This is a genomic window from Mesorhizobium sp. M0136 (assembly GCF_040322515.1).
Classification (GTDB): Bacteria; Pseudomonadota; Alphaproteobacteria; order Rhizobiales; family Rhizobiaceae; genus Mesorhizobium.
Window position 1 is genome coordinate 128,457 of record NZ_JAMYTP010000002.1, and the last position, 24,472, is coordinate 152,928.

21 protein-coding genes are annotated in these 24,472 nt (G+C 62.9%); 10 read left to right on the top strand and 11 right to left on the bottom strand.

Annotated elements, in window-relative coordinates; all coding sequences use genetic code 11:
- Positions 1 to 115: 115 nt before the first annotated feature.
- The 3 genes from NKJ35_RS02485 (at position 116) to NKJ35_RS02495 (ending at position 5,982) form a co-directional block, all read left to right on the top strand.
- The gene (locus tag NKJ35_RS02485; RefSeq protein WP_352645037.1) at positions 116 to 3,991 is read left to right on the top strand and encodes a hydantoinase B/oxoprolinase family protein; all 3,876 of its coding nucleotides are present in this window, start codon (positions 116 to 118) and stop codon (positions 3,989 to 3,991) included.
- A gap of 81 nt (positions 3,992 to 4,072) precedes the next feature.
- A complete protein-coding gene (locus NKJ35_RS02490) occupies positions 4,073 to 5,320 on the top strand; it encodes a BtaA family protein (RefSeq protein ID WP_352475383.1) in 1,248 nt (415 codons plus the stop codon).
- Positions 5,317 to 5,982: a class I SAM-dependent methyltransferase gene (locus NKJ35_RS02495; protein ID WP_352475384.1), complete on the top strand. Its 666-nt coding sequence runs from the start codon at positions 5,317 to 5,319 to the stop codon at positions 5,980 to 5,982. Before NKJ35_RS02490 ends, NKJ35_RS02495 begins: the two co-directional genes overlap by 4 nt.
- A gap of 211 nt (positions 5,983 to 6,193) precedes the next feature.
- Here NKJ35_RS02495 and NKJ35_RS02500 read toward each other — a convergent pair whose 3' ends face one another.
- Entirely contained in the window at positions 6,194 to 7,573 is a 1,380-nt protein-coding gene (locus tag NKJ35_RS02500; RefSeq protein ID WP_352644736.1) for a serine hydrolase domain-containing protein, read from the bottom strand.
- A 406-nt stretch (positions 7,574 to 7,979) separates the two neighbouring features.
- On the opposite strand from NKJ35_RS02500, the gene NKJ35_RS02505 reads away from it, so the two are divergent.
- On the top strand, positions 7,980 to 8,771 hold the full coding sequence (locus tag NKJ35_RS02505) for a glycoside hydrolase family 25 protein (protein WP_352644738.1): 792 nt from the start codon (positions 7,980 to 7,982) through the stop codon (positions 8,769 to 8,771).
- 80 nt (positions 8,772 to 8,851) lie between these two features.
- The gene (locus NKJ35_RS02510; RefSeq protein WP_352644740.1) at positions 8,852 to 10,024 is read left to right on the top strand and encodes a lytic murein transglycosylase; all 1,173 of its coding nucleotides are present in this window, start codon (positions 8,852 to 8,854) and stop codon (positions 10,022 to 10,024) included.
- A gap of 96 nt (positions 10,025 to 10,120) precedes the next feature.
- On the opposite strand, the gene NKJ35_RS02515 is transcribed toward NKJ35_RS02510, so the two are convergent.
- A complete protein-coding gene (locus tag NKJ35_RS02515; RefSeq protein WP_352644742.1) occupies positions 10,121 to 11,014 on the bottom strand; it encodes a LysR family transcriptional regulator in 894 nt (297 codons plus the stop codon).
- A gap of 123 nt (positions 11,015 to 11,137) precedes the next feature.
- Between NKJ35_RS02515 and NKJ35_RS02520 the strand changes: the two genes are divergently transcribed.
- Positions 11,138 to 11,869: an SDR family oxidoreductase gene (locus NKJ35_RS02520; RefSeq protein ID WP_352644744.1), complete on the top strand. Its 732-nt coding sequence runs from the start codon at positions 11,138 to 11,140 to the stop codon at positions 11,867 to 11,869.
- Between the two features lie 78 nt (positions 11,870 to 11,947).
- Here NKJ35_RS02520 and NKJ35_RS02525 read toward each other — a convergent pair whose 3' ends face one another.
- On the bottom strand, positions 11,948 to 13,168 hold the full coding sequence (locus NKJ35_RS02525) for an alanine racemase (RefSeq protein ID WP_254819010.1): 1,221 nt from the start codon (positions 13,166 to 13,168) through the stop codon (positions 11,948 to 11,950).
- A gap of 225 nt (positions 13,169 to 13,393) precedes the next feature.
- On the opposite strand from NKJ35_RS02525, the gene NKJ35_RS02530 reads away from it, so the two are divergent.
- Complete coding sequence (locus NKJ35_RS02530) at positions 13,394 to 14,311, top strand: DMT family transporter (RefSeq protein WP_352644746.1); 918 nt, start codon at positions 13,394 to 13,396, stop codon at positions 14,309 to 14,311.
- A gap of 460 nt (positions 14,312 to 14,771) precedes the next feature.
- Here NKJ35_RS02530 and metF read toward each other — a convergent pair whose 3' ends face one another.
- A complete protein-coding gene (gene metF / locus NKJ35_RS02535; RefSeq protein WP_254819012.1) occupies positions 14,772 to 15,689 on the bottom strand; it encodes a methylenetetrahydrofolate reductase [NAD(P)H] in 918 nt (305 codons plus the stop codon).
- Complete coding sequence (locus NKJ35_RS02540) at positions 15,689 to 16,711, bottom strand: ArsR/SmtB family transcription factor (RefSeq protein ID WP_254819013.1); 1,023 nt, start codon at positions 16,709 to 16,711, stop codon at positions 15,689 to 15,691. Before NKJ35_RS02540 ends, metF begins: the two co-directional genes overlap by 1 nt.
- A 139-nt stretch (positions 16,712 to 16,850) precedes the next feature.
- Between NKJ35_RS02540 and tsaA the strand changes: the two genes are divergently transcribed.
- Together tsaA and NKJ35_RS02550 are read left to right on the top strand one after the other, a co-directional pair.
- Positions 16,851 to 17,375 carry a tRNA (N6-threonylcarbamoyladenosine(37)-N6)-methyltransferase TrmO gene (tsaA, locus tag NKJ35_RS02545; RefSeq protein WP_352644748.1) on the top strand — a complete coding sequence of 175 codons (525 nt, stop codon included), beginning with the start codon at positions 16,851 to 16,853 and terminating at the stop codon, positions 17,373 to 17,375.
- Positions 17,372 to 17,683 carry a DUF2293 domain-containing protein gene (locus tag NKJ35_RS02550; protein ID WP_254819015.1) on the top strand — a complete coding sequence of 104 codons (312 nt, stop codon included), beginning with the start codon at positions 17,372 to 17,374 and terminating at the stop codon, positions 17,681 to 17,683. The genes tsaA and NKJ35_RS02550 overlap by 4 nt, the downstream gene beginning before the upstream one ends.
- A gap of 233 nt (positions 17,684 to 17,916) precedes the next feature.
- Here NKJ35_RS02550 and NKJ35_RS02555 read toward each other — a convergent pair whose 3' ends face one another.
- From NKJ35_RS02555 to ettA, 6 genes are all read right to left on the bottom strand, one after another.
- Entirely contained in the window at positions 17,917 to 18,534 is a 618-nt protein-coding gene (locus NKJ35_RS02555) for an MOSC domain-containing protein (protein ID WP_352644750.1), read from the bottom strand.
- 140 nt (positions 18,535 to 18,674) lie between these two features.
- Complete coding sequence (locus tag NKJ35_RS02560) at positions 18,675 to 19,796, bottom strand: beta-ketoacyl-ACP synthase III (protein WP_352644751.1); 1,122 nt, start codon at positions 19,794 to 19,796, stop codon at positions 18,675 to 18,677.
- A gap of 129 nt (positions 19,797 to 19,925) precedes the next feature.
- Positions 19,926 to 20,717 carry a trans-aconitate 2-methyltransferase gene (gene tam, locus NKJ35_RS02565; RefSeq protein WP_352644753.1) on the bottom strand — a complete coding sequence of 264 codons (792 nt, stop codon included), beginning with the start codon at positions 20,715 to 20,717 and terminating at the stop codon, positions 19,926 to 19,928.
- Positions 20,714 to 20,977: a type II toxin-antitoxin system RelE family toxin gene (locus tag NKJ35_RS02570; RefSeq protein WP_352644755.1), complete on the bottom strand. Its 264-nt coding sequence runs from the start codon at positions 20,975 to 20,977 to the stop codon at positions 20,714 to 20,716. The genes tam and NKJ35_RS02570 overlap by 4 nt, the downstream gene beginning before the upstream one ends.
- Before the next feature lie 2 nt (positions 20,978 to 20,979).
- Complete coding sequence (gene relB, locus NKJ35_RS02575; protein WP_352644757.1) at positions 20,980 to 21,216, bottom strand: type II toxin-antitoxin system RelB family antitoxin; 237 nt, start codon at positions 21,214 to 21,216, stop codon at positions 20,980 to 20,982.
- Positions 21,217 to 21,275: 59 nt separating this feature from the next.
- Positions 21,276 to 22,925: an energy-dependent translational throttle protein EttA gene (gene ettA, locus NKJ35_RS02580; protein ID WP_352644759.1), complete on the bottom strand. Its 1,650-nt coding sequence runs from the start codon at positions 22,923 to 22,925 to the stop codon at positions 21,276 to 21,278.
- Positions 22,926 to 23,166: 241 nt separating this feature from the next.
- Here ettA and NKJ35_RS02585 point away from each other — a divergent pair, with 241 nt between their 5' ends.
- Positions 23,167 to 24,462 carry a GGDEF domain-containing protein gene (locus NKJ35_RS02585; RefSeq protein ID WP_352644761.1) on the top strand — a complete coding sequence of 432 codons (1,296 nt, stop codon included), beginning with the start codon at positions 23,167 to 23,169 and terminating at the stop codon, positions 24,460 to 24,462.
- Positions 24,463 to 24,472 lie beyond the last annotated feature (10 nt).

The window sequence follows — 24,472 nt, forward strand, 5'->3', positions numbered from 1 at the left end:
CAGATCATGATGAGTTTCGTAACGTTGCGTTTCCGCGTGTAACATCAAGCGCTTGACCGTACAAAGCGTTGAGCACTAACAGGATGCCTAAATGAAAATGCCCGGAAGCGCTGCCATGACCGCAAAATGGGATTTCTGGATCGACCGCGGCGGTACCTTCACCGACGTCATCGGCCGGGACCCGCAAGGCGGGCTGCATCCAAGGAAACTCCTTTCGGAAAATCCCGAAGTCTATGCCGATGCAGCCATCCAGGGCATTCGGGAACTGCTCGGCGTCCAGCCCGGCGCCCCGATCCCCTCCGCGCTGATCGGCGATGTCAAGATGGGCACCACGGTCGCCACCAATGCGCTTCTGGAGCGCAAGGGCGACCGCGTGCTGCTGCTCATCACCAAAGGCTTCCGCGATGCGCTGAGGATCGCCTATCAGGCCAGGCCCGATATCTTTGCCAAGCAGATCATCCTTCCCGAACAGCTCTATGAGCGTGTCGTCGAAATCGACGAACGGGTTCGCGCCGACGGCAGTATCGAGCGCCTGCTCGACATTGCTTCCGTACGCCCGGCTATTGAGCAAGCCAAGGCGGACGGCATCGATGCGGTCGCGATCGTCTTCATGCATGCCTGGAAACACCCCGAGCACGAAAAGGCCGTCGCCAAAGTCTGTCGAAAGCTCGGATTCTCCCAGGTCTCGGTCAGCCACGAGGTCTCGCCGCTGATCAAGCTGGTCGGCCGCGGCGACACCACGGTGGTGGACGCCTATCTTTCGCCGATCCTGGCAAGGTATGTGCAAAGGGTGGCAGGGGAACTTGGAGTTTTCTCCCCCCTCGAGGGGGAGATGGCCGCGCAGCGGCCAGAGGGGGTCATCTCAGAAGGCACCGCCAGAACGTTGAGCACTGCCGCAACGACCCCACCCGGCGGCTTCGCCGCCACCCTCCCCTCAAGGGGGAGGGAATCTCCTCGCCTCATGTTCATGATGTCGTCGGGCGGCCTCACCGCCGCCGATATGTTCCAGGGCAAGGATGCGCTGTTGTCCGGCCCGGCCGGCGGCGTCGTCGGCATGGTCGAGACGGCAAAACTCGCCGGTTTCGGCAAGGTCATCGGCTTCGACATGGGCGGCACCTCCACCGATGTCGCCCACTATGATGGCGACTACGAGCGCGCCTTCGACACCGAGGTCGCCGGCGTGCGCATCCGTGCGCCGATGATGCGCATCCACACCGTCGCCGCCGGCGGCGGCTCGATCCTGCATTACGAGGCCGGCCGCTTTCGCGCCGGGCCGGATTCGGCCGGCGCCAACCCCGGCCCGGCCGCCTACCGGCGCGGCGGTCCGCTGGCCGTCACCGACGCCAATGTCATGCTGGGCAAGCTGCAGCCCGAGTTCTTCCCGGCTATTTTTGGACCGGGGCAGGACGAACCGCTCGACGTGCAGACGGTTCGCGAAAAATTCACGGCCCTTGCCGCCGAGATCGGCGACGGCCGCTCGCCGGAAGCCGTCGCCGAGGGGTTCGTCACCGTCGCCGTCGAAAACATGGCCAACGCCATCAAGAAGATTTCCGTGCAGCGCGGCTACGACGTCACCGAATACCTCCTGAACTGTTTCGGCGGCGCCGGCGGCCAGCACGCTTGCCTGGTTGCCGATGCGCTGGGCATGGAGGCGGTGCTGATCCATCCGTTCTCCGGCCTGCTATCGGCATACGGCATCGGCCTGTCCTCTGTATTTGCGTCACGCCAGCAGGCGCTGCTGAAGCCGCTGGTGGAGGACTCCGGGGCGGCGGTCGATGAACTCATCGCAACGCTGCGCAAAGCCGTCATCGACGAACTCGCCGCACAAGGCATCGCCGAAGACGCGGTCGCCTCGAAGCCGGTGCTGCAGGTCCGCTATGACGGCACCGATACTGCGCTGCCTGTGAACTTTGGTCACGGCTCGATCGCGCAGGCCAAGACGGACTTCGAATCGGCGCACAAGGCGCAGTTCGGCTTTGTCTACGACGACAAGCCGATGATCGTCGAATCGATCGGCGTCGAAGGTACCGACACCGGCGGCACCGGCCGCGATGAAAGCGATTCAGTTGTTGCAGATATGGCCGCAAGTCCTTCCGGGAACCGGAAAATCTTTGTCGACGGCGTCTGGCGCGACGCTGGCATCTTCCCTCGCGAAACACTGAAGCCTGGTAACAAGATCGCCGGCCCTGCTTTGATCATCGAGCCGAACCAGACCATTGTCGTCGAGCCGGGCTGGCAGGCCGAGATCACCGCCAAGGACCACGTATTGATGCGGCGCGTCGAGAAGAAGCGCCGGCACGCCGCACTCGGCACCGAAGCCGATCCAGTGATGCTGGAGGTCTTCAACAACCTGTTCATGTCGATCGCCGAACAGATGGGCGTAACGCTGCAAAACACTGCCTATTCCGTCAATATCAAGGAGCGGCTTGATTTCTCCTGCGCCGTCTTCGACCGGAACGGCGCGCTGGTCGCCAATGCACCGCACATGCCGGTGCATCTCGGCTCCATGGATCGCTCGGTGGAGACCATCATCCGGCTCAATTCCGGCGACATTCACCCCGGCGACGTCTTTGCGCTGAACGCGCCTTACAATGGCGGCACGCATCTGCCTGATATCACCGTGGTGACGCCTGTTTTTTCCCTTCCCCTTGAGGGGAGGGTGGCCGCGGAGCGGCCCGGTGGGGTCGTCTCAGGAGGCACCACAAGAACGTCGAGCACTGCCGCGGCGACCCCCTCCGCCGCCTTCGGCGGCACCTCCCCCTCAAGGAGGGAGGAACCCCTCATTCTCTTCTACGTCGCCTCGCGTGGCCACCACGCCGACATCGGCGGCACCGCGCCCGGCTCGATGACGCCGCTTGCGACCACCGTCGACGAGGAAGGCGTGCTGTTTGACAATTTCCGCATCGTCGATCGCGGCCGGTTCCGCGAGAAGGACCTGGAGACACTGCTCACCGACCACCCCTACCCGGCGCGCAATCCGCACCAGAACATCGCCGACCTCAAGGCACAGATCGCCGCGAACGAAAAGGGCGTCGCCGAGTTGCGCAAGATGGTCGCGCATTTCGGCCTCGATGTGGTCGAAGCCTACATGGGCCATGTTCAGGACAATGCCGCCGAAAGCGTGCGCCGCGTGCTGGAGCGGCTGCCCGACAGTTCCGAATACGAATATCCGACCGACACCGGGCAAAAGATCAAAGTGAAGATCACTATCGACCGGCAGAAGCGCGAAGCCACCGTCGACTTCACCGGCACGTCGCCGGTCATGAAGAACAATTTCAATGCGCCAGAGCCGGTCGCCCGAGCCGCAGTGCTTTATGCCTTCCGCGTCATGGTCGAAGACAACATCCCGATGAATGCTGGATGTCTGCGGCCGATCAACATCATCATTCCCGACGGCTCGATGCTGAAGCCCACCTATCCCGCGGCAGTCGTGGCCGGTAATGTCGAGACCTCGCAGCATGTCACCAACGCGCTGTTCGGCGCCATGAAGGCGATGGCCAATGCGCAAGGCACGATGAACAATCTCACCTTCGGCAACAAGCAGTACCAGTATTACGAGACGATCTGCTCGGGCTCGCCGGCCGGCCGGATGAACGACGGCCGCGGCTTTGCCGGCACCTCCGGCGTCCACACCCATATGACCAATTCGCGCCTGACCGATCCGGAGGTGCTGGAACTGCGTTTCCCGGTATTGCTCGAGGATTTCCACATCCGCGAGGGCTCCGGCGGCAAGGGCAAATGGAGTGCCGGCGACGGCACCAAGCGCACCATCCGCTTCCTCGAAAAGATGGAATGCGCGATCCTGTCCTCGCACCGCAACCGCCCGCCGCGGGGGCTGGACGGCGGCGGTGATGGCGAGGCCGGTTCGACCAAGGTCCGCCGCAAGACCGGCGCGATCGAGAGGCTGAAAGCCTGCGATCAAACGGTGCTCGACGCCGGCGAGGCAGTCATTGTGACGACACCCACCGCAGGCGGACTTGGCGAGGCCTGAACTCGCTTCAACAGGTTGTCACCGGCCTGTCATCCACCTGCGTTACCCGCTTGCGGCAAGCAAACGGGGAATCGCCTTGCCATGACGGACATTTCTGGGGAACTGGTTTTTCGCCGCGGCAAGGAAGTCGGCAAGGCCGTCTACCAGAACCGCCCGCTGTCGAAAGCTGGCATCTCCGAGCGCTTGTTCGCCTTCCTGTTCTCCGGCCTTGTCTACCCGCAGATCTGGGAAGACCCCGAAATCGACATGGACGCAATGCAACTCGGCAAGGGCCACCGCATCGTCACCATTGCCTCCGGCGGCTGTAACATCCTCGCCTATCTCACCCGGTCGCCAGAAAGGATCGATGCCGTCGACCTCAACGCCGCGCATATTGCGCTGAACCGCATGAAGCTCGCAGCGGTGCGTCACCTGCCGTCGCAGGGCGACCTGTTCCGTTTCTTCGGCGCGGCTGGGACCGGGCACAATTCGCAGGCCTACGATCGCTTCATCGCACCGCATCTCGACCCCGTCAGCCGCCATTATTGGGAGCGCCGCAACTGGCGTGGTCGTCGCCGCATCGCCGTCTTCGACCGCAATTTCTACCAGACCGGCCTGCTTGGCCTGTTCATCGCCATGGGCCACCGCACCGCAAAATTTTTCGGCGTCGACCCGGCCGGCATCATGGACGCCAAGAGCATCGCCGATCAGCGCCGCTTCTTCGACGAAGAGCTGGCGCCGGTCTTCGAAAAACCGCTGCTGAAATGGGCGACGTCGCGAAAAGCCTCGCTGTTCGGCCTCGGCATTCCGCCGGCCCAGTACGATTCGCTGATCACCTCGGGTGACGGCACCATGGCCAGCGTGCTGAAGGCACGACTGGAAAAGCTCGCCTGCGATTTTCCGCTGAAGACCAATTATTTCGCCTGGCAGGCTTTCGCCCGCCGCTACCCTAATCCGGGCGAAGCCGCCCTGCCCGCCTACCTCGAAAAACGCAACTACAAGACGATCCGCAACAATGTCGATCGCGTTGCCATCCACCACGCCAATCTGATCGAGTTCCTTGCCGGCAAGGATGCCGGCTCGGTCGACCGCTTCGTGCTGCTCGATGCACAGGACTGGATGACCGACGGCCAGCTCAACGGGTTGTGGGCCGAGATCACCCGAACCGCCTCGACAGGCGCCCGCGTCATCTTCCGTACCGCGGCGGAACCCAGCCTGCTGCCCGGCCGCGTCTCGAATTCGCTGCTCGACCAGTGGCGCTACGAGAACGACGCCTCGCGCGAGTTTTCGGCCTGCGATCGCTCGGCCATCTATGGCGGCTTCCATCTCTATGTGAAGCGGTCCGCATGAGCACGACCGAATTGCCGGCCAGCCATGCCGAACTGATGGACGGTGTCTACCGCTGGCAGCGTCACATCTACGACCTGACCCGCAAATATTATCTGCTCGGCCGCGACCGGCTTATCGCCGGACTGGATGTGCCGGCCGGCGGCACGGTGCTCGAGCTTGGCTGCGGCACCGGCCGCAACATTATCCTGGCTGCCCGCCGCTATCCCGGCGCGCGCTTCTTCGGCCTCGATATTTCGGCCGAGATGCTGGAGACGGCCGCTGCCGCCCTCGCGCGCGAAGGCCTCTCCGGCCGCGTCACACTGGCGCGCGGCGACGCCACTGATTTCGACGCAAAGGCGCTGTTCGGCGTCAAAAGTTTCGACCGCGTCTTTGTCTCGTATTCGCTGTCGATGATCCCCGGCTGGGAGAAGACGGTGTCTGCGGCACTTGCTGCCCTGTCACCGGGCGGCTCGCTGCACGTCGTCGATTTTGGCCAGCAGGAAGCCTTGCCCAGCTGGTTCCGCACGCTGTTGCGCGGCTGGCTGAAAAAATTCCACGTCGAGCCGCGTGAATCGTTGCGCGCGGTTCTGGATTCGGAATCTGCAAGAACCGGCGCAAGCTTCCGTTTCCAAACGCTTTGTCGCGGCTATGCGTGGCTCGCCGTAATCGGCCCAGGTCGATAGCCAGGATGTGTTGAGATTCAGGTCAGGCCGAGTCGAAAACGGTGGGGTTGCGAGAACCGGAGCGGAGCGTCCTTTAGGGTACGTGAGCACCGGCCTACGCCGGCCGTAGCCTTAACTGCCACGACCGCTCATGAGTGCTTTGGCCCGGCGAAGGCCGGAAGCGCAGGAAACCGCCGTTTGCAGGCCGGCATCACCTTAGTATCGATACAGCCTAATGCAGCGCCTTGACCAGCGCCGCCACCATCGCCTGCGGCCGGTAGCCGAGCCTGGCCGGCGTCAGGCCGAGCCGCACCACAACCAGCTGCTCCGAGGGGACGATGGCGACCGTTTGCCCGTCATGCCCCTCCATCCAATAGGTGTCCTTGGGCAGGCCTGCGGCAATGCCGGCGCCGGGGTTTTCTTCGTCGCCCGGTCCTTCGATCCATAATTGCCCCTTGCCGTAGACCTTCGAGGCAGTTGCCGGTTCCCGCATCCAGTCGACGAAGCCGGCGGGCAGTATCTCTTTGCCGTTCCAGACGCCGCCCTGCAGCAGGAACTGGCCGAAGCGCGCCCAATCGCGTGCCGTGGCATAGAGATAGGACGAGCCGACGAAGGTGCCGTGCTCGTCGGCTTCAAGCACCGCGCTGTGCATGCCGAGCGGATCGAACAGCGCGGCCCTCGGCCAGGCCAGCGCCTTGTCCTTGTCGCCGATCGCGTCCTGCCACAATCGGGACAGCATCACCGCCGTGCCGCTCGAATAGGAAAACACCTTGCCGACCTCGCCGGTCAGCGGCTTGGATCCGGCAAAGCCCGCCATGTCCGGTTCGAGATAGAGCATACGCGTCACATCGGCGACGTCGCCATAATCCTCGTTGAATTCCAGCCCGCTCGACATCGCCATCATGTCGGCGAGGCTGATCATGGCGCGGCCATCTCCCTTCCAGGGACCGAACAGGCCCTGGTTGGTCATCGCCAGCTTGCCGCCCTTCACCAGCGTGCCGACGATCGCCGCATTCACCGTCTTGGTCATCGACCAGCCCAATAGTGGCGTCTTTTCGGAAAAGCCGTCGCCATAGCGCTCAGCGACGATGCGGCCGCTCTTGACCACCACCACCGCCCGCATCCCGGCGCCCGTCATTGCTGGATCGTCGAGGACCTTCACGACCTCGGGATCCTGCGAGGCACCGACATCGTCGCCTTCCGGACACATCGCATCGGGCAGCGGCGCCGGCGTCGGTGGAGCGCCGGCGATAACCTTGGCGGCGGCAATATCCCCGTCGGGAACCGAGGCGCAGCCGAGCCCCTCGCGAGCGACCGCGACACTTTTGCCGAGCGCGCCGAACAGGCCCGCCGAAACCGTTCCCTTCTCCTTGTCCACCGACACTCTCATCAGCTTCAGCAGCGGATGACCCGGCGCCTGCACATCGACGGCGAGCACGTCGTTGGCGTCGCGCCCGGCGATGAAGACGTTCGAGCAGACGATCTTGGCCGCATAGCCGGAACCGACGCGGATCAGTTCCGGCGGCGCGAAATACAGCCAGCCGGCGAGTATCGCGGCGGCCAGCACAGCCAGGCCGAGCAGCCATTTGACGAACTTCAAAAGGATCTGCATTTTGAGTTCCCCCGGCGCGCTCGATCTATGTCATCGATTTGCCGCCATTGTTTCGGCAAAATCGCGGCTCTTGTCGAGCGCCGTCAACCGAATATCAACCATGATCGGCGATCACAGGTGCATGTCGCCCAAAAGCGCGCAGCGGTTTTGGGACCACGACATGCACAGACAAAAGAGCCAAGCGCGTCGAAGCGACGCGCTTGGACAGACCGGGCGATCCTGTGGGGTGACCGTCCGGCGGGGCTTGAATGCATGCGTCCCAAAACTGCGCAACGGTTTGGGAAATGCATGAAACGAAGATCCAGGCGCGTCGCGTAAGTCGGTTTCAGACACGCTGCGCCCGGTCGAGGGGCCACCCGCGGAAAGACCCATCAGCGGCCGGCTGAAACCGGCTCGGGAAGTAGCGATGCGCCGTTTCGCGGTCCTCATCACGCTGATGCTGCTTGGTGCCTGCTCGACGGTCGAGGATCTGACGCCATCGTCGTCCAGTGCCGCGACGGTTGTGGTACGCGCGCCGCGTTTTGCCGATTCCGACCCGCATGAATGGGACAGCGGCGCACCGTGGAGCTATGCCGTCCACGGCACCGACGTCTCCAAATACCAGACCTCGATCGACTGGCCGGCGGCCAGGGCCAGCGGCATCTCTTTTGCTTTCATCAAGGCAACCGAAGGCGGAGACCGGTTCGATGAAGCTTTCAACGAGCATTGGAGCCGCACCAAGGCCTCGGGCATCCCCCGCGCCGCCTATCACTTCTTCTACTTTTGCACGCCGGCCGCGACCCAGGCGCGCTGGTTCATCCAGAACGTGCCCAAAGACAGCTCGGCGATGCCGCCAGTTCTCGACATGGAATGGAACCCGAAATCGCCGACGTGCAAGCTGCGGCCCGATCCCGCCACGGTACGCAGCGAGATGAGCACGTTCCTCGAAATCGTCGAAAAACACTACGGCAAGAAGCCGATCATCTACACGTCGGTCGACTTCTTCGAAGATAATGGTTTGTCGGGTTTCCGCAGCTACCCCTATTGGCTGCGCTCCGTCGCCGGGCATCCGCGCCAGAAATACGGCAGCCATCCCTTCACCTTCTGGCAGTATACCGGAACGGGCGTCGTGCCGGGCATGGCCGGAAACGCCGACATCAACGTCTTCAACGGCTCCGAAGCCGCGTGGAAGAAGTGGTTGCGGCAGAACACCCGTTGACACCGGGCCTGCCGCCTGCTTTTCGACACAGCCAATAACGAATGCCTGCAACCGCTGGTAATCTTTTCGGAAGGATGGCGATGCGATTGCGCTTTGGACTTCTCGCGGCGCTGCTCCTGAGCGCCGTGCCGGCCGCGGCACAGCAATGCGGCGGCGATTTCGAGGCATGGAAGCAGGGCGTGGCGGTGGAGGCCAGGGCGGCCGGCGTCGGCGCTGCCGGTCTTGACGCGCTGGAAAACGCCACCCTCGATGAGAAGGCGTTGGCACGCGACCGCGCCCAGGGCGTCTTCACCCAGACCTTCATCGAATTCTCGAACCGCATGATCTCGTCCCATCGGCTGAAGCAAGGTGCGGCCAATCTGCAAAAATATGCCGAGGTCTTTGCCCGCGCGGATCGCGAATACGGCGTCCAGGCGCCGGTCATTGCCGCCTTCTGGGCCCTGGAAACCGATTTTGGCGCCGTGCAAGGCGATTTTCACACACTGAACGCGCTGGTGAGCCTCTCGTATGACTGCCGCCGCCCGCAGTTGTTCCGGCCGCAGATCGTGCCGCTGCTGATCTTGATCGATCGCGGCGTGGTGCCGGCCGACGTGACCGGTGCCTGGGCCGGCGAGATCGGCCAGACGCAGATGTTGCCTTCCGACTATCTCGGCCACGGCGTCGACGGCGACGGCGATGGCCGGGTCGACCTGCGCGGCAGCGCGCCGGACGTGATCATGAGCACGGCCAGCAAGATCCAGTCGCGCGGCTGGAAGCGCGACCAGCCCTGGATCGAGGAAGTCCGTGTGCCCGACAACTTGCCGTGGGAGCAGACGGGACGCACCAACAAGCTGCCGTTGACGCAATGGAGCCAGTGGGGCGTTACCAGGCCCGACGGCACGCCGCTTCTCGACAACGGCCTGAAGGCAGGCCTGGCGCTGCCCATGGGTCGCAAGGGGCCAGCCTTCCTGACCTACGACAATTTCGACGTCTATCTCGAGTGGAACCAGTCCTTTACCTATGCCCTGACAGCGGCAAATCTTGCCGCCCGGCTGGGGGGCGCTCCGCGATTCGATCCGCGCAACCCCGACCCGGGCCTCGACGGCGACCAGATGAAGGCGCTACAGACCAAGCTCGAGGCCAGAGGCTATGACGTCGGCACCGTCGACGGCATCCTCGGCACCAACACCCGCGAAGCGATCCGCAAGGAGCAGATGCGGCTGGGCTTGCCGGTCGACGGCTGGCCGACGCCGGAACTGCTGGCCAGGCTGTGAGGGTGGTGAATGGTAAAAGAATAGTACCGGAGCCGCACTTGAGCACCAGAGATACCACTATTCACTATTCACTATTCACTATTCACTATTCACTATTCATTGCCTCGCCAGCAGGAAATCGATAAACGCTCGTAGCGGCGCGGGAACCTGGCGGGAACTCGCGTGATATAGATAAAAACCCGGAAATCTCGGCGACCAGGCTTCGAGAAAGCGGATGAGCTTTCCCGCTTCGATCCACGGCCGGACCTGGTATTCCAGCATGTACGCCACGCCGACCCCATCCAGAACCGCACCGATCATCAGGTCCGTATCGTTTACCGTCAGGCCGCCGCTGACGGCCACTTCCAGGGCACGTTGGCCCTGGGCGAACTCCCAGCGGTAGAGATTGCCGCCGCTCGGCCACTGGAAATTGATGCACTGGTGCTGATGCAGGTCCGCGGGATGGCGGGGTATCGGGCGATGCTCCAGGTAACTCGGCGCCGCCACTGCGGCCATCTCGAGTTCCTCGCTGAGCTTCACCGCCACCATGTCCTTGTGCAGCCGCTCACCCAATCTGATTCCGGCATCGAAGCGGCCTTCGACGATGTCGGTGAGCATGTCGTCGACGATGATGGTGAGGGCGATATCGGGATAGGCGCGGCGGAAGTCACCGAGGATCGGCGCGATGAAACGCGTGGCGGCAATGCGCGGAACATTGATGCGCAGCGAACCTGCCGGCCGGCCGCGTGATGCATGCGCGTCGGCGACGGCCCCTTCCAGTTCGCTGAACGCCGGCGCGATGCGGGCAAACAGCTTCTCGCCCTCAGCGGTCGGCGACATGCTGCGCGTGGTGCGGTTGAGCAGGCGGACACCGAGACGCTCTTCCAGCCCGCGTATCGTCTGGCTGAGTGCTGGAGGCGAAATCCTGAGCTTGGCCGCGGCGCGGACAAAGCTGCCCTCTTCGATGATTGTTGCAAATGCCGTGAGTTCGGAAAACTCGGTTCCGCGCATTATGTACCCCAGGCTTAACAAGTCAGTTAGATAATAGGCTATTCTCTGAGCAATAGCATGCCCCTAGCTATCGCTGGAACGCCGCTCGATCGGGGCGGCCGTATCCAGACGGAAGGAACAGCCATGCATCGTCCACTCGAAGGCAAAACCGCACTTGTGACCGGCAGTTCGCGCGGCATCGGACGCGCCATCGCGGAGGGGCTCGCAACCAAGGGTGCTGCCGTGGTCGTCAACTATGTCGGCAACGAGAAAGCCGCCAGGGAAGTCGTTGCCGCCATTGAAGGGAATGGCGGAAAAGCCGTCGCCATCCAGGCGGACGTCTCCAGCATCCCCGACATTCGCAGGCTGTTCGACGAAACCGAAAGGCAGATGGGGCCGATTGACATCGTCGTCGCCAATGTCGGCGTCGCCGTCATAAAGCCGCTCGTCGAGGCTACCGAAGCGGACTTCGATCATGTGTTCGGCACCAATGCCAAGGGCACCTTCTTCACGCTTCAGGAGGCGGCGCGCCGCGTTCGCGACGGTGGCCGCATCATTGCCGTCTCCACTGGTGGAACCAAGATGTTCTTCACGCAGACGGCGCTCTATCTCGGCAGCAAGGGAGCCGTCGAGCAGTTCGTCCGCGTCCTCTCGCGCGAACTCGGCCCGCGCGCCGTTACCGTGAATGCGCTGTCGCCAGGCTTCACCGACACCGACCTGCTTCCGGAGCGGGACCGGGCCGTGGCCGCAGGCATGTCGCCCTTCGACCGGATCGGAGCACCGCGCGACGTCGCCGATGTCGCGGTTTTCCTGGCTTCGGACGAAGCTCGCTGGCTGACCGGCGAGAACATCCAGGCCGGCGGCGGAGTAGCCTGACTACCGGGGGGTGAAGGGTGAAGGGTGACGATTCACCGAAGCGGACGGAACGCAAGAACTGCTTCCATTCACCATCAACTAATCCGCCATCGTCTCCAGGCTGGCAAACCCCTGCGGTGCATCGCCTTCGTCGAATGGCGTCGCCACCTCGACGAAAGTATCGGGATAGAAGCCGTTGAACCGTGTCCGGAGCGACAGCGAATAGGCGCCGATATGGCCGATCTCGATCCAGTCACCGGTATCGACGGTTTCGGGCAGCCAGAACGGCCGCGACAGTATATCGACGGAATCGCAGGTCGCGCCACAGACCTTGAACGGCACGATGGTCTTGTCCTCGCCATTGCGCGAGCGGATCGCCGGATCGGGGATGAAGCGTGCCGGCAGCGTGATCTTGCCGGTCCATGAATCCGACAGCGACGCCCAGATGCCGTCATTGATGTAGAGCCTTTTGCCCTTGCGCAGCAGCACGCGCACGATCAGCGACAGGCAGCGCGCCACGATCACCCGGCCGGGCTCGGCCACCAGCTGCATCTGGTCGAATTGGTACTCCTGGAGGTCGCCCGACAGCCGCGACATGATCTGGCCGAGCGACGGCATTTCCGGCTTGCGGCTGTTCGGATCATGACCGTATTCGGCGGGAAAGCCGCCGCCGACATCGAGCCCGGCAATGTCGAAGCCGACGCGGTTGCGCACCCAGTCGGCGGAGGCCAACGCCCGCTCGTAGGTGTCGGGATCCTCGATCTGGCTGCCGACGTGAAAGCACAGCCCGACCTTGTAGCCGGTTCGGTTCAGCCGTTCGGCCAGTTCGACCGCATTGGCCGGTCCGGCGCCGAACTTCTTCGACAGTTCGTAGGCCGCCGAGCCTTTCGTCTGGATGCGCACGAACACGGTGATGGCGCCCGGATCGATGTCGAGAGCCCGCACCACCCTGGTCAGCTTGGTGATCTCGTCCTCATGGTCGAGCGAAATGACGCGAATGGCGTATTTTTCCAGCGCCAGCCTGATGTCCGACTGCGCCTTCACCGGGTGCATGTAGAGCATCTCGGCGTCCGGCGAGACGGCGCGCACGGCGGCGAATTCGCCGGGCGAGGCCACATCAAAGGCGCTGACGCCGGCCTCGACCAGCGCGTTGAGCACGATCTGCTCGCCATTGGTCTTGACCGCATAGGCGGTCTTGCCGGGAAACATGCCCATGAACTGTTTGGCGTCCGCCTTCAGCACCTGCGGGCGGAAGCAATAGATCGGATCGTCCGGGCGAAGCGCCAGCGCTGCCTCGCGGGCATTTTCGAATCGCTGCATGGACGAATCCCTTGACTGAGGCTGCGCACAATTAATCCAAGCTAGCGGCTAATGAAAACAATTCTATGTCTCGCCGCCCTGGCTTCGCGGCGCTACGCCGTTCTGTGCGCCGGTTATGAGCGAGCTAGGCCATCACTCAGGTTTCGGGTGGCCCTTGCCGCCGGACCGGTAGAGCGTGAACAGATGCCTGAAGAGAGCAAGGCATCTCGTCTGGGAGGACGACCAATGGCGATAGCTGCCACCACCACGATGCGCGGGCCGATGGTGCTCAAGGACTGGGCCCAGCTTCTGCTGCTCGGCGCCATCTGGGGCGGTTCGTTCTTCTTTGCCCGCATTGCGGTGTCGGAACTCCCTCCGCTGGTGCTGGTGCTGTTTCGCGTCGCCATCGCGGCGACCGCGTTGCAGCTCTACCTTGCGGTTCGCGGTCCGTCCTTTCGCCTCGCCTTGCCGCATGCCGGACTGTTTTTCCTGCTGGCGCTCGCCAACAATGTCCTCCCTTTCTCGCTGATCTTTGCCGGCCAGACCGAGCTCGGCGCCGGTGTCGCCTCGGTGCTTAATTCGACCACGCCGTTCTGGACGCTGATCCTCGCCAACGCCCTGACCAGCGACGAAAAACTGTCGTGGAACAAGCTTGCCGGCATCGCCCTCGGTATCGCGGGGACGGCGGTGATGATTGGTCCTGGCCTTGTCGCCGGGCTCGGCGGGCCGGTCTGGGCGAAATTCGCGCTCATCGGTGCCTCGGTCTCCTATGCGGTTGCGCTGATGATCGCCCGCCGCTTCAAGGGTGTGCCGTCACCGGTCATTGCCGCCGGACAATTGACCTGCTCGACCATCATCATGATCCCGGTCGTTCTGTTCACCTATGACGCTGCCACTCTGTTTTCGGCCTCGCCGCCGGTATGGGCGGCGGTGCTGGCGCTGGCGCTGCTGTCGACCGCCTTCGCCTACATCCTCTATTTCAACCTCGTCGCCTCGGCCGGCGCCACCAACGCCTCGCTGGTCACGCTCATCGTGCCGGCCAGTGCCATCCTGCTCGGCTTGCTGTTCCTGGGCGAGCGGCTCGAACTGTTCGAATTGGCGGGCATGGCGCTGATTGCGCTCGGCCTCGTCACCATCGACGGTCGCTTGTTCGGGCGGCGTTAGAGCATGTTCCCCGACTCTCAGCTCGAAATCGATTCCGATTTCCGCCGCGGTAGCGCTGCCATGCTCGTTGCTGCCCCGGCTTCGCCACAAATTATTCACAGGTCCAACGCCGGCTTTTGACCAAGAGTTTCAATACCTAACGGCAAACGGCAGGTCGCAAATTCCACAATCTCGTCGCATTGCAGCAAAGTTTCTGCTTGCCTGTGGCACAAATGACCCTAGACTCTCGCCATAGCTCTTAAGAGGAGGCTATGACATGGGACTGACGAGGCCGATCAACGCATTGATGATTTGTGCTGCGTTTGCATTCATCGGCGCCCTCATTATGGGCGTCCTTCCATAAGGCCGCTGAGCGGGGGAAGACCAGCACCGAATATTACAAACCATTGAAAAGGCCGGGCATTTTGCCCGGCCTTTGCATTCCCCCGATCTTTGACATTTCAAAAAGGAGCTTGCCGCCTTACGCCGCGGCGGATCCCGCAGCCTCGACTTCGTGCGACCTGATGCCGATCATGTGGCAGATGGCGAAGACCAGATCGGCCCGGTTCATCGTGTAGAAGTGGAAATCGCCGACGCCGCGCTCGACAAGGTCCAGCACCTGCTCGGCGGCCACGGCAGATGCCACCAGCGCATGCGTTTGCGGATCGTTCTGCAGCCCATCGAAACGCTCGGCCAGCCATGCCGGCACCAAGGCGCCGCACCGCGCCGAGAAGTTGGCGACCTGGGTGAAATTGTGCACCGGCAATATGCCCGGCACGATCGGTATGTAGATGCCGGCCCGCCGTGCCCGCTCGACATAGCGCTCATAGAGATCGTTGTCGAAGAAGAACTGGGTGATCGCCCGCGTCGCCCCATTGTCGGCCTTGCGCTTCAGCATGTCGAAATCGGTGGCGAAATCCGGACTCTCCGGATGTTTTTCCGGATAGGCCGAGACCGATATGTCGAAATCGCCGGCGCCCTTCAGCGCATCGACCAGTTCGGCGCCATTGGCATAGCCTTCCGGATGCGGCCGGTAAGCCGCGCCGACGCCCTCGGCCGGATCGCCGCGCAGGGCGACGAAACGCTTGACGCCCATATCGGCGAACTCCCGGATCACCGCATCGACCTCGTGGCGCGCCGCGTCGACGCAGGTCATGTGCGCCGCCGGCGTCAGCGACGTTTCGTTGAGGATGCGCTTGACGGTGCGGGCCGTGCGCTCGCGGGTCGAACCACCGGCGCCATAGGTGACCGAGACGAATTTCGGCTTGAGCGGCTCCAGCCGGGTGACCGTGTCCCACAGCCTTGCTTCCATCTCGTCGTTTTTCGGCGGAAAGAACTCGAACGACACCCTGACCTTGTCGCCGATGTCGGGACGGCGGGAGAAGCGGAACTGGTTCATCAGGCGGTTTCCCCTATCGGATACGCATTGGCCGGTTGTCTGTCGTTGGAAGGCTCGGCAATCAGCATGCGCCGATCGCGGCCGAGCCAGAGTTTGACGGTGAGCTTGGCCTCGTTGCCACCGCGCGGTTCGAATTCCTGGCTGTCCTCGAGCTCGAGGCCGGCCTCGGAAAACCAGTCGGCGATTTGCCGGTCGGAAAAGCCGAGGCGCATATGCGCGTGCTCCTCGCGCAAGAACTCCAGCGTGTGCGGCGCGAAATCGACGATCACCAGCCTGCCAGCCGGGCGCAACAGACGCGCCGCCTCTCGGATGGCGCGGGCAGGATCGTCGAGATAGTGCAGCACCTGATGGATGGTAACGAGATCGAAGGCGTCGCGTTCGACCGGCGGCGCGAAAATGTCGCCCTGCCGCACCTGCGCATTCGAAATGCCGGCCTTGTCGAGATTGGCGCGCGCCACCGTCAGCATTTCGCGCGACATGTCGATGCCGATACCGCGCCGATAGAGCGGCGAAAAGATCTCGAGCAGCCGTCCGGTGCCGGTGCCGAGATCGAGCATCGACTGGAACGGCCGCTTGCCGACGAGCTTGATGAGGGCTGCTTCGACGGCGCGGTCCGGCACATGCAGCGAGCGGATATGGTCCCAGCTTGCGGCGTTGACCGAGAAATATTCGGCAGCCCGGTCCTGCCGCTTGCGCTTGACCGCGGCCAGCCGTTCGAGATCACGCTCGACCTGCGGATCGGCGCCGCGGATGCCGGAGACCAGCCTGAGCACAAAATCGCGCGACGTGTCGGAATCCGAAAGCCGGAAGAAAGCCCACGAGCCCTCCTGGTAGCGGCCGATCAGCCCTGCCTCCAGCAGCAATTTCAAATGCCGCGAGACGCGCGGCTGCGACTGGCCGAGGATTTCGGTGAGATCTGAAACGGTCAGATCGCCGCGCGACAGCAGCGCCAATATACGCAGCCGGCTGGATTCGGCAGCCGCCTTCAATGTATCTACCATCGTGTCGAGAGCGACATGCATGCGAGCATTCTCTTTGAAAAGATATAAACATATGTTTATGTCGGTTTTGATAGGCTTGCAAGCGCTATGTCGCTTCCGGACAAGAAAATGACGCATGCGCAGCGGATCGCGCAAAGCCGGATGCATCGAGGCGAGGCCCATGTTCGAAACGCGCAGCGGCGAAAAGCTCCTGGAAACCGACCCGGCAACGATGCCGCCGGATGGCCATGTCGTCTTCATCGGCCGCATCGCTTCGCCTTGGATCACGCGGGAGACTTGCCCCAAAAACATGAAGGCCGCGCGGGAGACGGGACAGCCGGCGCACTTGGTCATCGACCCGCTTTATCGTGAGGGCCTGCTTGGGCTGGAACGCGCCAGCCACGTGATCGTCCTGTCCTGGCTGCACCATGCGCCGCGGCAACTGATTATCCAGAAACCCCGCCATGCCATGGAGCCGAAAGGCGTCTTTTCGCTGCGCTCCCCTGCCCGGCCGAACCCAATTGGGCTGCATGTCGCCAGGCTGGTTGCCGTCGATATCGATACCGGCCGCATCGATCTCGATGCCATCGACGTGCTCGACGGCACGCCGGTCATCGACATCAAGCCCTACTTCGCCTCGACCGATGCCTTCGCCGAGGCGACCATGGCCGGGCGGGACGAGTCGTCCAGATCGGACGGGCAGTGAGCGCCCCGACCGGCCGCCGCCGCGCCATCGCCAAGGCACTGACAGCGCTCCTGCCGCTGGCGCCCTATGCCGACATGGAAAAGATCCGTGCCGATGCCGGCGCCGTGCACATGAAGACCTTGCCACCGAGCATTGCGGTCTGGCTGGCGACGATAGCGCATATTCGCCACGCCCACACCGACTACGAAAAGCTGCTGGCCGAAGGCTATGACCGCGATTCCGCGCGCTTCTTCGTCATCGAGCAAACCAACATCGTGCTAACCCGCTGGCGTGCCACCCGTCTGCTCGATGATGAGGACGAGGAATAGAGCGATGGCAGATACACGCGTCGAGTTCTACGGCGCCCCCCTCTGTCCTGCCGACGTCAGTCCGGCAACATCGGAACTTTCAAAGCCAGAAACAAAAAAACCGCCTCGGAGGGCGGATCGTTGGAGCCAATTAGCACCATACCGAAATTAGTAGCATAGCTGCCGGCACAAAGCAAGAACAAAATACGCCGCGCGCGGCTTTGATTGGCTTTGCCGCCTTGCCTGGAAAACAATCAGGCCCGGTAAATCCACTGCTCCGGCACGCGCACCGAAATCTCCTCGCCGGCAGTGATCGTGCCGGGCTTCTCGACCCAGGCGACGAGCCCGCGCAACCGCTTCGCCGCTTTCGGGAACAGCAGCGCGCCGGCCTCGACGTCGGCCATCCCGGCATGCTCGGCGACCGACCTGCCCGCGATCCGGCAAGGCCCGTTCTGCGCGTCGACCTTGACGGTTGCGCCGCCTTTGAAGAACAGCAGCGTGCCGGATGGCAGCATCGAGAGGTGCGGCAGGCCTTCGATCACGAGATTGGCGCCGATCCATTCCGGCTTGATCTCGGCGATGCCCATCCGTTCAGCGACGATTGCCAGTTCGTCCGCTGCCACGGACGACAATTGCCGCTCGTTGCGCATCTCGGTGCCGCGCGGATACCAGGGCTCGCGCCCGCCGGAGCGCCGCGTCGTGCCGACGTGGAAATCGCCATCGATGCCATCGAAGCCGAGCTGCAACGTATCCACTGCCCGTGTCTCGAAATGATCGAACGGTGCGAGGTAAAGCGCTGCCACCCTGGCGGCGAGTTTTCGCGCGGGCACGATCTCGACCGGAGTTTCGGCTTCGGGAAAAAGATCCAGCATGGGTTCGTGCCTCGCGTGATACGCGCAATTAGCCGCGGTCAGCTCATCAGGTCCAGTCGAAAGCGCTGATGCTCCGATCAAGCGGACTGATGCGATTTGCCAGGCGCGCTCCGATGCCGGTGCCGTCCGCGCCGAAACAGTCAGAGCATGCGCAACAGCGCGCCGCCGATCGAGTAGCCGGCGCCGAACGCGCAGAGCAGGCCGTAGTCGCCGGCCTTCATGTCGGCATGGTTCTCCGACAGGGCGATGATGGCGCCGGCGGCGGCGGTGTTGCCGAGGCGCTCCAGCACCATCGGCGCGCGGTCATGGTCGACCTCATGACCGAAGGATAGTTTCAGGATCATGGCGTTCATCCGCGCATTGGCCTGATGCAGCCAGAAACGCCGGATCGCTTGTGGCGTCAGCCCGTGCTCGGCCAGGAACTCGACGATGAATTTGTGGCCGGCAACGGTGACTTCCTTGAACACCTTGTTGCCGATCTGCTTGATCAGATTGCCTTCCAGATCGATCATGTACGGATCGTCCTGGGTGGCGCGGGTATAATAACCGAGATTGGTGCGGATGCTGTTCGACATCTGCGTCCAGGTACGCGTATCCAGCACCTCGAATCGGCCCGGCCGCTTCTCGCCCTGGGCGAGCCCTTCGACGACCATCGACACGGAAGCGTCGCCAAAGATGAAATGCGTCTGCCGGTCGCGAAAATTGAGATGGCCGGTGATGATCTCCGGCGTCGACACCAGCACGCGTTTATGCGCCCCTGCCCGCACCAGATTGACGGCGATGTGCAACGCGGCCGCCGCCGAAGAGCAGCCAAGCCCCATGTCGAAGCCGGCGCCCTTCGTGCCCAGTGCCTGCTGCATTTCGATGGCAATCGCCGGATAGGGCCGCTGATGGTGCGAGGCCGAGCAGATCACCAGGTCGATATCCCCAGGTTTCAGCCCGGCATGATCCAGCGCCTTGCTGGCCGAGGCGATGCCGAACTCGGCCTCCAGCGACAGCGCATCGTCGGGCCGCGCCGGGAAGCGCGGCGCCATGCGGGTCGGGTCGAGGATGCCCTCCCGTTCGATGACATGGCGGGTCTGGACGCCCGAGGCATGGACGATGAAGGCACTGTCCGATTTCTGCAGCAGCGGCTCGCCGGACACCTCGCGGCGGACGTTCTCCATGTCCACCCAGCTGTTGAAGCTGGCGACGAGTTCCTCATTGGTGATCGAAGCCTCGGGGATTTCAACGCCGATGCCGCTGATGATGACGCGATGCATTTTCAGTTCGTCCCGTGCGCAGGCGTTGCGGCTTCATGTCGGCGCCGCAAAAAGCTCGGCGCAACCTCTTTTGCACCTAGCCAGTTTATGCCGGCTTAAATCAAGTCCCTGGAAAGGGTCTAAAAGTTCCTAAGCAGCGCGCCGCGCCACGATGAAGAGACGGGGAAAGCGCAGCAACACCTTGCCGCTTGCCGTTTTCGGATAGGCTTCGCTGATCCCGGCCGTGTAGCGCTTCAGGAAAAGCTGCCGCTCGTCTTCGTCGAGCGGATCGAGGAACGGCTTCAGCCCCGTCGACTTCACCCATTCGACGATCGCCTCGGCATCGGCCAGCGGATGGTTGTAAATCGTGTGCCAGATATCGAGCCGATCCGAGAACGGCGACAGAAGGTCGTAATAGAACGAGACCGGCGGCAGCGGCGCGCGAGCCGCGCGCTCGAGCTTTTCGGTGAACGGCATCTCGGCCGCGGTCTCGCGCATCAGCCGGTGCGAGGGCTCAGCCATGTTGTCCGGCATCTGCACGGCAAGCGCGCCGCCGGGAGCCAAAAATCCCATCAGCCGCTGGAAGACTGCCGGATGCTCCGGCAGCCACTGGAACACCGCGTTAGCGAAGATCACGTCGACGGGTTCGGTCGGCTGCCACGCCGCCGCATCCGCCAGCGCAAAGCTGACGCCGGGCAGGCGCGCCTTGGCCTTCTCGATCATGTCGGGCGAGGTATCGAAGCCGCTGATTTGCGCCTGCGGCCAGCGCTCGACCAGCAATTCGGTCGAATTGCCCGGTCCGCAGCCAATATCGACCACCAGGCGCGGTTCTGGCACCGGCACCTGTGCAACGAGATCGCGCGCCGGCCGCGTGCGCTCATCCTCGAATTTCAGGTAGAGGGCGGCGGACCAGTCGGGTCTCACCTTCGCGACTGGAGTCATCGATAGACCTCGCGACGGTCGCCGATTTGAACCACCCAAATTGCGACGGCGCTATCGTCGATCCTTGTCAGAATTCGGAATGAGCCCACACGATATTTCCAGAGACCTGCCAGCGGTCCTGTTAGCGCTTCGCCAAGTTCGCGTGGATTATCGCGCGGGGCGAGCCTGTTTTCCAGGAAGTCCACAATCCGACACTGATCGGACCTTTGCAATCTGGAGATATCCTTCAGTGCACGCTTCTCGACACGAATTGTCCACACGATCAGCCGTCACTGCGGTCGCTTGCATCGTCCAATCCCAGTCGTTCCTTAGCTTCGGCCAGAGAAAGCCATTCACCTTCACCATCGTTAAGGCGCTCGAGGGCGATTAGTCCGTCCTCCAAATCTTGAATTTGCTCGGCAATGGCCTCAACGACTACGTCGTGTTTTGTCCGGCCAGTTTTCCTTGCGACGATCTCGAGGCGTTTTTCCAGCGCGGTAGGAAGCTCCACATTAAGCATGTCTGTCTCCTTCCTGTAATTCTACGAGCAGCCTGGGACGCTTGCAACCAATCCGTTCCCTACCTGGTCAGCCGCTTATACGTCATGCGGTGCGGGTTGACGGCTTCCGGCCCGAGTCTACGGATCTTGTCCTGCTCGTAATCCTCGAAATTGCCTTCGAACCATTCGACATGGCTGTCGCCCTCGAAGGCCAGGATGTGCGTCGCCAGACGATCGAGGAACATGCGATCGTGCGAGATGATAACGGCGCAGCCGGCGAAGTTTTCTAGCGCGTCTTCGAGTGCGGCCAGCGTTTCGGTATCGAGATCGTTGGTCGGTTCGTCGAGCAGCAGCACATTGCCGCCGGTCTTCAGCATCTTGGCCAGATGCACGCGGTTGCGCTGGCCGCCGGACAGGTTGCCGACCTTCTGCTGCTGATCGCCGCCGCGAAAGTTGAACGACGCGCAATAGGCGCGGGTGTTGGCCTCGAACTTGCCGAGCTTGACCACTTCGGCGCCGCCCGAGATCTCTTCCCATACGGTCTTGGTCGGGTCGAGTGCGTCGCGGCTCTGGTCGACATAACCGAGCTTGACCGTCTCGCCGACGCGAATGGTGCCGGCGTCCGGCTTTTCCTGGCCGGTGATCATGCGGAACAGCGTCGTCTTGCCGGCGCCGTTCGGGCCGATGACGCCGACAATGCCGCCCGGCGGCAGCTTGAATTCGAGGTCGTCGATCAAAAGCGTGTCGCCAAAGCCCTTCGACAGGCCCTCGACCTCGATCACCACATTGCCGAGCCGCTCGCCATGCGGAATGACGATCTGCGTGTCGCTCGGACGCCGCTTGTCGGCTGCATCCAGCAGATCCTGGAAGGCCTGGATACGGGCCTTCGACTTGGTCTGCCGGGCTTTCGGGCTGGACTGGATCCACTCGCGCTCGCGGCCGATCGCCCGCTGGCGCGCATCGTCCTCGCGGCCTTCCTGCTTGAGCCGCTTGGCCTTGGCTTCGAGGTATTTGGTGTAGTTGCCTTCGTAGGGGATACCGCGGCCGCGATCGAGCTCGAGGATCCAGCCCGTGACATTGTCGAGGAAGTAGCGATCGTGGGTGATGATCATCACCGCGCCCGGATAGGCGCGCAGATGCTTTTCCAGCCACGCTGTCGTCTCGGCGTCGAGATGGTTGGTCGGCTCGTCGAGCAGCAGCAAATCGGGCTGGCGCAGCAGCAACTGGCAGAGCGCGACACGGCGGCGCTCGCCGCCCGACAGCTTGGTGACATCGGCCTCCTTGGGCGGACAGCCGAGCGCTTCCATCGCCATCTCGACCTGCTGTTCGAGATCCCAGAGGTTGAGCCGGTCCATCTCGTCCTGCAGCTTGGCCGACTCGTCCGCCGTCTCGTCGGAATAGTTCATCATCAATTCGTTGTAGCGCTCGATGATGGCGGTCTTGGCCGCGACGCCTTCCATGACGTTTTCGAACACGTTCTTGTTCGGATCGAGTGCCGGCTCCTGCGCCAGGTAACCGACGGTAGCACCCTCGGCCAGCCACGCCTCGCCGCTCCACTCCTTATCGATGCCGGCCATGATCTTGAGGATCGTCGACTTGCCGGCGCCGTTGGGGCCGAGGATGCCGATCTTGGCGTCCGGGTAGAAGGACAGATGGATGTTCTCGAGCACCTTCTTGGTGCCGTAGGCCTTGTTGAGGCCGGCCATGTGATAGATGAACTGGCGTGCCACGCGCGCTTTCCCTGAAAAGTCGACTGATGTCGGATTGAATGGAAGTTGGGGGCTATGTAAGCGATGCGGCCCCGAACGGCAAACAGTTTTGGCCCCAAGCGGATTTGGTCGCACCCACAAACGCTTAGCCGCTTCATTTCGTGCCGGCGCCCAGGCGAAAGCCCCGGTTAACCATTCCGCGTCAAACAATATTGGATGGGAAATCGCTGGCAGCCGCGATTTCGGGGAGAGAGATCGGGCCGTGTTGAACAGTTTCCTGCTTTTTGCCGAAGCGGTTCTCTATTTCGGCATCATGGTCACGCTTTTCCGGTTCAGGGACCGCATCGGCCTCGGCGTCTTTGTTTGCGCCCTTGGCGTCATGCATTTCCTGGAAACCTATCTCGCCAGCGTCTTCTACGTCGCGCTGCCGTTCGGCATGGTATCGCCGGGCTCGGCTGTGCTGTTTTCCGGCAAGCTGGTCATGCTGCTCCTGCTCTACATCAAGGAGGACGCGGCAACCGTCCGGCAGCCGATCTACGGCCTGCTGCTCGGCAATGCCCTGATGATCGGGCTCGTGCTGATCCTGCGCCTGCACGACATCGCACCGCTGCCCGACGGCAAGCTTCCCGACATCGGCTTCATCGACGAGATGGGCTGGCTGATGGTGTGGGGCACGACGCTGCTGTTCGTCGACGCCATCCTGATCATCCTGCTCTATGAAAAGCTCGGCAAATATCTGCGCAAGGCGCTTTTCACCCGCATCCTGGTCTCCGTCGCCTGCGTGCTCACCTTCGACCAGGCAGGTTTTTTCACGGCGCTGCATTTCGTCACCGGTGCGCCAGTCGCCGTGTTTTTCGGCGGCTGGTTCGCCAAGATGGCAGCGGCCTTTGTCTACAGCACCATGCTGGTCGCCTATATCAGGTGGTTCGAGGCGCGGCAGGTGCCGGCGCCGCGCGGGCTTTCCGACATTTTCGACACGCTGACCTATCGCGAGCGCTATGAGGCGCTGGTCGAGCATGTCGGTCGCGACGGCCTCACCGGCCTGCTGCACAGGGGGCGCTTCGACAGCGACGGCGAGGCCGCCGTGGCAACCAGCCTGCGGACCGCCAGGCCGCTCAGCCTGCTGATCATCGATGTCGACCACTTCAAATCGATCAACGACCGCTTCGGCCATGCCGAGGGCGACAGGGTGCTGAAAGCCTTGGCAATTTTGCTTGGCGAACTTGTCGGGACCGACGATCAATTGTTCAGAATCGGCGGCGAGGAATTCGCCATCCTCGGCTGGCGTCCGCAGCCGCTCGCCAGGCTGCTGGGCGAAACCGTCAGGCAAGCGGTCAAGACTTCCGCGAGCACCAGCCGGTTCGACATTACCGTCAGCGCCGGCATCTCGACGGTCAGCGAGACGACCCGTTGCCTTGCCGATCTCTTCGCGCTGGCCGACCAGCGTCTCTACAAGGCCAAATCCACGGGACGCGATCGCGTTGTCGGCGAACCGGGCGGCAACGAAGCGGACGCCCGCAACACATGGACCAGGCCGGAGCGCAGCGCCGGCGCGTAACGCTACCCTG